Below are 7,249 nucleotides of genomic sequence, written 5' to 3'. Positions count from 1 at the left end.
CTTTTTTGAAAATGGTATAATATAGTGAGAACGATAGAGGAGAAGTGTAAATTGATCGCACAACTAGATACAAAAACAGTCTATAGTTTTATGGAGAGCGTCATTTCGATCGACAAGTATGTGAGAGCAGCTAAAGAATTCGGATACACTCATCTGGCTATGATGGATATCGATAATCTTTATGGTGCTTTTGACTTTCTAGAGGTTACAAAAAAATACGGCATTCATCCTTTATTAGGGATTGAAATGACTGTTTTAGTGGATGAGCAGGAAGTGAATCTGCGCTTTTTAGCTCTATCTAGTGTAGGCTATCAGCAGTTGATGAAGCTTTCAACAGCCAAGATGCAGGGGGAGAAAAATTGGTCAGTTTTATCTCAGTACCTGGAGCATATTGCTGTAATTGTGCCTTATTTTGATGGACTGGAGTCGCTAAATCTAGGCTGTGATTATTATATTGGGGTTTACCCAGAAACACTGGTAAGCGAATTTCATCATCCTATTTTGCCACTGTATCGGGTAAATGCCTTTGAAAGCAGGGATAGAGAAGTTTTGCAAGTCTTAACAGCGATTAAAGAAAATCTACCACTTAGAGAAGTTCCCTTGCGTTCACGACAAGATGTCTTTGTATCAGCAAATTCTTTAGAGAAATTATTTCAAGAGCGTTTTCCGCAAGCCTTGGACAATTTAGAAAAGCTTATTTCAGGCATTTCTTACGACTTGGATACTAGTCTGAAATTGCCTCGTTTTAATCCAGCTAGACCAGCCGTAGAAGAGTTGAGAGAATGTGCTGAATTGGGGCTTGCTCAGAAGGGGTTAACTGGTAAAGAATATCAAGACCGTCTAGATCAAGAATTGGCTGTTATTCATGATATGGGCTTTGATGATTATTTCTTGGTTGTTTGGGATTTATTGCGTTTTGGACGTTCGAATGGCTATTATATGGGGATGGGACGGGGTTCTGCAGTAGGCAGCTTGGTTTCTTATGCCTTAGATATCACAGGGATTGACCCAGTAGAGAAAAATCTGATTTTTGAACGCTTTCTCAATCGTGAACGCTATACTATGCCTGATATTGATATCGATATTCCTGATATTTATCGTCCAGATTTTATCAGGTATGTTGGCAATAAATATGGCAGTAAACATGCTGCTCAAATCGTTACCTTTTCTACTTTTGGTGCTAAGCAAGCTTTACGTGATGTCCTGAAACGCTTTGGTGTGCCAGAGTATGAATTATCTGCAATTACTAAGAAAATCAGTTTTCGGGACAATCTCAAGTCAGCTTATGAGGGTAACCTCCAGTTTCGTCAGCAAATCAATAGTAAGTTAGAATACCAAAAAGCCTTTGACATTGCTTGTAAGATTGAGGGCTATCCAAGACAAACCTCAGTCCATGCGGCTGGTGTTGTGATTAGCGACCAGGATTTGACTGACTACATTCCTCTAAAGCATGGTGATGAAATTCCATTGACTCAGTACGATGCTCATGGTGTTGAAGCTAGTGGACTTTTAAAGATGGATTTTCTGGGACTGCGAAATTTGACCTTTGTCCAGAAAATGCAAGAGTTGCTTGCTGAAACAGAAGGCATTCACTTGAAAATAGAAGAAATCGATTTGGAAGACAAAGAAACGCTAGCTTTATTTGCTTCTGGTAATACTAAAGGGATCTTTCAATTTGAGCAACCTGGCGCTATTCGCCTGCTTAAACGTGTTCAACCAGTCTGCTTTGAAGATGTCGTAGCGACTACTTCCCTAAATCGACCAGGTGCTAGTGACTATATCAATAATTTTGTGGCAAGAAAACATGGGCAGGAAGAAGTGACTGTTCTAGATCCAGCTCTGGAGGATATTTTGGCACCAACCTATGGTATCATGCTCTATCAGGAGCAGGTTATGCAGGTTGCTCAGCGATTTGCCGGATTTAGTCTTGGGAAAGCCGATATTTTGCGACGAGCTATGGGGAAAAAGGATGCCTCTGCCATGCATGAGATGAGGGCTTCCTTTATTCAGGGGGCATTAAAAGCAGGCCATACTGCGGAAAAGGCAGAGCAGGTCTTTGATGTCATGGAGAAGTTTGCAGGTTATGGGTTTAACCGATCTCACGCCTATGCTTACTCAGCCTTGGCCTTCCAGTTGGCTTATTTTAAAACGCATTATCCAGCTATATTTTATCAGGTCATGTTGAATTCTGCCAACAGTGATTACTTAACAGATGCACTTGAAGCAGGCTTTGAAGTAGCCCCTCTGTCCATCAACACCATTCCCTATCACGATAAAATTGCCAACAAATCCATCTATCTAGGTCTGAAATCGATTAAGGGAGTCAGCAAGGATTTGGCGCTTTGGATTATCGAACATAGACCTTATTCTAACATTGAAGATTTTATAGCTAAATTACCTGAGAATTATCTGAAACTTCCTCTGCTAGAACCTTTGGTAAAAGTTGGTCTTTTCGATTCATTTGAAAAAAATCGTAAAAAAGTATTCAATAATTTAGTTAATCTATTTGAATTTGTGAAAGTATTAGGAAGCTTATTTGGAGAGACTATCTATAGTTGGCAAGATTCGGAGGACTGGACGGAGCAAGAAAAATTCTACATGGAACAAGAGCTCCTAGGAGTAGGCGTCAGCAAACATCCTCTACAAGCTATTGCAAGTAAGGCTATTTATCCGATTACTCCTATTAGTAATTTGTCAGAAAATAGCTATGCTATTATCTTGGTTGAAGTTCAGAAGATAAAAGTAATTCGTACCAAAAAAGGTGAAAATATGGCTTTCTTACAGGTGGATGACAGTAAGAAAAAATTGGATGTTACCCTCTTTTCAGATTTATATCGACAGGTTGCTCAGGAAGTAAGAGAAGGAGCCTTCTACTATATTAAAGGGAAAGTCCAGTCACGTGACGGTCGTCTGCAAATGATTGCACAAGAAATAAGAGAAGCAGTGGCTGAGCGCTTTTGGATTCAGGTGAAAAATCATGACTCGGATCAAGAAATGTCACGTATTTTAGACCAGTATAAAGGCCCAATCCCAGTCATTATCAGGTATGAAGAGGAACAGAGAACAATTGTTTCTCCCCATCATTTTGTAGCTAAATCTGATGAATTAGAAGCGAAATTGAATGGAATAGTTATGAAAACGATTTATCGCTAAAATTACGGAAAATAGAAGAATTTTCAACGTAAATGTGGTATAATCAGTAAGAATGTTAAAAGAAAAAGGAGCATAACCAATATGAAACGTATTGCTGTTTTGACTAGTGGTGGAGACGCCCCTGGTATGAACGCTGCCATCCGTGCAGTTGTTCGTCAAGCAATTTCAGAAGGAATGGAAGTGTTTGGTATCTATGATGGATATGCTGGTATGGTTGCCGGTGAAATTCATCCCCTAGATGCAGCTTCAGTAGGGGACATCATTTCTCGTGGTGGTACTTTCCTTCACTCAGCTCGCTACCCAGAGTTCGCTCAACTTGAAGGGCAACTTAAAGGGATTGAGCAATTGAAAAAACACGGGATTGAAGGTGTAGTTGTTATTGGTGGTGACGGATCTTACCACGGTGCTATGCGTTTGACTGAGCATGGCTTCCCAGCTATCGGTCTTCCAGGTACAATCGATAACGATATCGTTGGTACTGACTTTACAATCGGTTTTGACACAGCAGTTACGACTGCTATGGACGCTATCGATAAGATTCGTGATACATCATCAAGTCACCGTCGTACATTTGTTATCGAAGTTATGGGACGTAACGCTGGTGATATCGCTCTTTGGGCTGGTATTGCAACTGGTGCTGATGAAATCATCATTCCTGAAGAAGGATTCAAGATTGAAGATATCGTTGAAAGCATTAAATGCGGTTATGAGTGTGGTAAAAAACACAATATCATCGTCTTGGCAGAAGGTGTTATGTCAGCAGCTGAATTTGGTCAAAAACTAAAAGAAGCTGGGGATACAAGCGACCTTCGTGTGACAGAACTTGGACATATTCAACGTGGTGGTTCTCCAACTGCGCGTGACCGTGTTTTGGCGTCACGTATGGGTGCCCATGCTGTTAAACTTCTTAAAGAAGGTATCGGTGGTGTTGCGGTTGGTATCCGTAACGAGAAAATGGTTGAAAATCCAATTCTTGGAACTGCAGAAGAAGGAGCATTGTTTAGCCTTACTGCAGATGGTAAGATTGTGGTTAACAACCCACACAAGGCTGACCTTGAGCTATCTAGCTTGAATAAGAGCTTGTCATAATTTATAATTTAGTTAATAAGACCAAAAAGGTCATATATATAAAGGAGTCACAAAAATCATGAATAAACGTGTAAAAATCGTTGCAACTTTGGGACCTGCGGTAGAAATCCGTGGTGGTAAAAAATTTGGTGATGACGGATACTGGGGTGAAAAACTTGATGTTGAAGCTTCAGCTAAAAACATTGCCAAATTGATTGAAGCTGGTGCTAACACATTCCGTTTCAACTTCTCACACGGTGACCACCAAGAACAAGGTGAGCGTATGGCAACTGTTAAACTTGCAGAAAAACTTGCAGGTAAAAAAGTTGGTTTCCTTCTTGATACAAAAGGACCAGAAATCCGTACAGAATTGTTCGAAGGTGAAGCTAAAGAGTATTCATACAAAACTGGTGAGAAAATCCGTGTTGCAACTAAACAAGGAATCAAATCAACTCGTGATGTGATTGCATTGAACGTTGCTGGTGCTCTTGATATCTATGATGATGTTGAAGTTGGTCGTCAAGTTTTGGTTGACGATGGTAAACTTGGTCTTCGTGTGGTTGCTAAAGATGATGCAACTCGTGAATTTGAAGTTGAAGTTGAAAACGATGGCGTAATTGCTAAACAAAAAGGTGTTAACATCCCTAACACTAAAATTCCTTTCCCAGCTCTTGCTGATCGTGATAACGATGATATCCGCTTCGGTCTTGAACAAGGTATCAACTTCATCGCGATTTCATTCGTACGTACTGCTAAAGACGTTAACGAAGTTCGTGCAATCTGTGAAGAAACTGGAAATGGACATGTTCAATTGTTCGCTAAAATCGAAAACCAACAAGGTATCGATAACTTGGATGAAATCATCGAAGCTGCTGATGGTATCATGATTGCTCGTGGTGACATGGGTATCGAAGTACCATTCGAAATGGTTCCAGTTTACCAAAAAATGATCATCACTAAAGTCAATGCTGCAGGTAAAGTTGTTATCACTGCAACAAACATGCTTGAAACAATGACTGAAAAACCACGTGCAACTCGTTCAGAAGTATCAGACGTATTTAACGCTGTTATCGATGGAACTGACGCAACAATGCTTTCAGGTGAGTCTGCAAATGGTAAATACCCACTTGAGTCAGTAACTACAATGGCTACAATCGACAAGAACGCTCAAACTCTTCTTAACGAATACGGTCGTTTGAACTCAGATTCATTTGAACGTAACTCTAAGACAGAAGTAATGGCTTCAGCTGTTAAAGATGCTACTAACTCAATGGATATCAAATTGGTTGTAACTCTTACTAAGACAGGTCACACTGCACGTTTGATCTCTAAATACCGTCCAAATGCTGACATCTTGGCATTGACATTCGACGAATTGACAGAACGTGGATTGATGTTGAACTGGGGTGTTATCCCAATGTTGACAGATGCTCCATCATCAACTGACGATATGTTCGAAATCGCTGAACGTAAAGCAGTTGAAGCAGGACTTGTACAATCTGGTGACGATATCGTTATCGTAGCTGGTGTACCAGTTGGAGAAGCTGTTCGTACAAACACAATGCGTATCCGTACAGTACGTTAATCTAACATTAAAAAGCCTATCATATCAAGCTTTCTAGCCTGTATGATGGGCTCTTTTTTGTCTATGGAGCACAAATGGGGCAAAACTTTTTACTTTCGATTTAATGCGACGGTATCAAGTTCGTCAAATACTGCTTGCTACAGACTTTTTGTAACGTGAGGATAGATCTAATTGGTAGTTTTCGGATTTATGCCCAAACTGTGACACGATAGCTTTTAAAGTTATGTTGTTTTTTACGTATACTTCATAAAATGTTTAGTTCAAATACAGATAAAAAATAACTCCCTGATGACTCAAGGAGTTATTTCTATCTAAATTAGTTTTTAGAAGCTGCTTGGAATTCTGGATTTTTCCATGCTTCGTCAATAATAGCTTGCAATTCTTTAGCAGATGCTTGCATTTTTTGAGTTTCTGCATCGTTCAATGGAATGTTTACTGGACGAACAATTCCGTGTGCACCAACAACAGCTGGTTGACCGATAAATACGTCTTTAACACCATATTGACCTTCTTGGAATACAGAAAGTGGAAGTACTGCATTTTCATCGTCAAGGATTGCTTTTGTGATACGAGCAAGGGCTACTGCGATACCGTAGTATGTTGCACCTTTTTTGTTGATGATTGTGTAAGCTGCATCACGAACACCTTCGAACAATTCAATCAATTCAGCTTCTTGAACATTTTGAGTGTCTTTAAGGAATTCTTCAAGGTTTACACCAGCGATGTTTGCGTGTGACCAAACAGCGAATTCTGAGTCACCGTGTTCACCCATGATGTAGGCGTGAACTGAACGAGCATCAACGTCCAATTTTTCAGCAAGTGCTTGACGGAAACGAGCTGAGTCAAGTGAAGTACCTGAACCGATAACACGTTCTTTAGGGAAACCAGAGAATTTCCAAGTTGAGTAAGTCAAGACGTCAACTGGGTTAGCAGCAACAAGGAAGATACCTTTGAAACCTGATTCAACAACTTGAGTTACGATTGATTTGTTGATAGCAAGGTTTTTACCTACAAGGTCAAGACGAGTTTCACCTGGTTTTTGAGGCGCACCTGCAGTGATTACAACAAGGTCAGCGTCTGCACAGTCAGAGTATTGAGCTGCATAGATTTTTTTAGGTGAAGTGAAGGCAAGGGCGTGACTAAGGTCAAGCGCGTCACCAACAGCTTTTTCATGCAATTGTGGAATTTCGATAATTCCAAGCTCTTGTGCAATTCCTTGGTTAACAAGTGCAAAAGCGTAAGAAGAACCTACAGCACCATCACCGACAAGGATAACTTTTTTGTGTTGTTTAGTTGAAGTCATTATTCTAAACATCTCCTTAATTTTATTCAGGGATTTCCCCAGTTATTTCAATTTTATCACTTTTAAAAAGCTTTGTCACGGATATGCTTTGCAGTTCTTGATGTAAACGTTTTAGCGATTTTAGATACCTGAAATATGGC

Annotated in this window: 4 protein-coding genes; 3 read left to right on the top strand and 1 reads right to left on the bottom strand. The window is 40.0% G+C overall.

Features of this window, described 5'->3' with window-relative positions:
• The first annotated feature begins 51 nt into the window (after nt 1-51).
• From QMQ21_RS01410 to pyk, 3 genes are all read left to right on the top strand, one after another.
• Nucleotides 52-3,153, top strand: coding sequence for a DNA polymerase III subunit alpha (locus QMQ21_RS01410; RefSeq protein WP_261813779.1), 3,102 nt, complete (start codon nt 52-54; stop codon nt 3,151-3,153).
• Nucleotides 3,154-3,234: 81 nt separating this feature from the next.
• Nucleotides 3,235-4,242, top strand: coding sequence for a 6-phosphofructokinase (gene pfkA, locus QMQ21_RS01405; RefSeq protein ID WP_000820863.1), 1,008 nt, complete (start codon nt 3,235-3,237; stop codon nt 4,240-4,242).
• A gap of 58 nt (nt 4,243-4,300) precedes the next feature.
• Nucleotides 4,301-5,806 (top strand): pyruvate kinase, encoded by a 1,506-nt coding sequence (gene pyk / locus QMQ21_RS01400; protein WP_020902894.1) that lies wholly within the window; start codon nt 4,301-4,303, stop codon nt 5,804-5,806.
• 316 nt (nt 5,807-6,122) lie between these two features.
• On the opposite strand, the gene QMQ21_RS01395 is transcribed toward pyk, so the two are convergent.
• The gene (locus QMQ21_RS01395) at nt 6,123-7,109 is read right to left on the bottom strand and encodes an L-lactate dehydrogenase (RefSeq protein WP_049516666.1); all 987 of its coding nucleotides are present in this window, start codon (nt 7,107-7,109) and stop codon (nt 6,123-6,125) included.
• Nucleotides 7,110-7,249: the final 140 nt, after the last annotated feature.

The organism is Streptococcus bouchesdurhonensis (assembly GCF_948472335.1).
Note: the sequence above shows the minus strand (reverse complement) of the source record. Positions and strands in the feature narration are given on the sequence as shown.

Bases quoted from the DNA above. Each gene is read 5' to 3' on its own strand.
- pfkA (WP_000820863.1), top strand. From the start codon at position 3,235: ATGAAACGTATTGCTGTTTTGACTAGTGGTGGAGACGCCCCTGGTATG.
- pyk (WP_020902894.1), top strand. From the start codon at position 4,301: ATGAATAAACGTGTAAAAATCGTTGCAACTTTGGGACCTGCGGTAGAA.
- QMQ21_RS01395 (WP_049516666.1), bottom strand. From the start codon at position 7,109: ATGACTTCAACTAAACAACACAAAAAAGTTATCCTTGTCGGTGATGGT.